This window comes from Rhizobium sp. RHZ01 (assembly GCF_014851595.1).
Classification (GTDB): domain Bacteria; phylum Pseudomonadota; class Alphaproteobacteria; order Rhizobiales; family Rhizobiaceae; genus Rhizobium; species Rhizobium altiplani.
Genome location: NZ_JACUZZ010000084.1, coordinates 1 through 824, shown reverse-complemented (window position 1 = coordinate 824; position 824 = coordinate 1). Strand labels below are relative to the sequence as shown.

The following is an 824-nucleotide window of genomic DNA, read 5'->3' as shown; positions in this document are numbered from 1 at the left end:
ATGCCATCGACGTGTTCGATCCGGTCCCTTTATTGGAGCTACGCCGAGCAGCTCGCTTGGGCCGGATCTTTAAGACCAGCTTCTCGAGATTAAATCCGGTACCGCGCGGTCAGGCAACGGTAATCAGACCAACCATCAGACAGCACCAAAAGGCACCGAACAATGGGCAATCCTGACGACAGGCTTCCTTCCTACCTCCAGTCCCTCCACCAGATCCGGCCGACTAAGCCATCCTTGGTTTCAACAGAACTGGGCTCGGACATCTCGCGCAATCCATGGGATTGTGCAAAACACCTGGAAGCCTCCAGATCAATCTTCTCTTCACGATATATGCAGAACAGGCATCCGGCCGAAGCCGATGCAAACTTTGTTTTTCTCCAGAAGACACTTTATCGCTCACGCGCCGCAGGCGCTCCGCGGGGGCGCCAAATGATTGGCGACGCGCCTTGCGCTACGTTGCTGCCGTCAGTCTCGACACCAATCGATTTGGTGGAGCTGAGCGGGATCGAACCGCTGACCCCCTGCTTGCAAAGCAGGTGCTCTCCCAGCTGAGCTACAGCCCCTCCAGCTCGATCACCCGGAGATTAATCCAGGTTCGGCAACAATCCGCGCCAGCCATTCCAATCAATTCCCAGTCCATCATTCGCAAATGCAAATGGTGGGCCCGGGAAGACTTGAACTTCCGACCCCACGCTTATCAAGCGTGTGCTCTAACCAACTGAGCTACGGGCCCATTCGGGAACCGGTCCAGCACAAGCCGGACAAGCGCGGTTTTTTGTCTTCATGAAGAAAGAGAAACGTGGACGGCGAAAGCTCGCCATACC

The 824-nt window shown here is 55.9% G+C and carries 2 tRNA genes; both read right to left on the bottom strand.

Going from position 1 to position 824, the window contains the following annotated elements:
• Positions 1–487: 487 nt before the first annotated feature.
• A tRNA-Ala gene (locus IB248_RS30885) sits at positions 488–563 on the bottom strand.
• Between the two features lie 93 nt (positions 564–656).
• Positions 657–733: transfer RNA gene (locus IB248_RS30880), tRNA-Ile, on the bottom strand.
• Positions 734–824 lie beyond the last annotated feature (91 nt).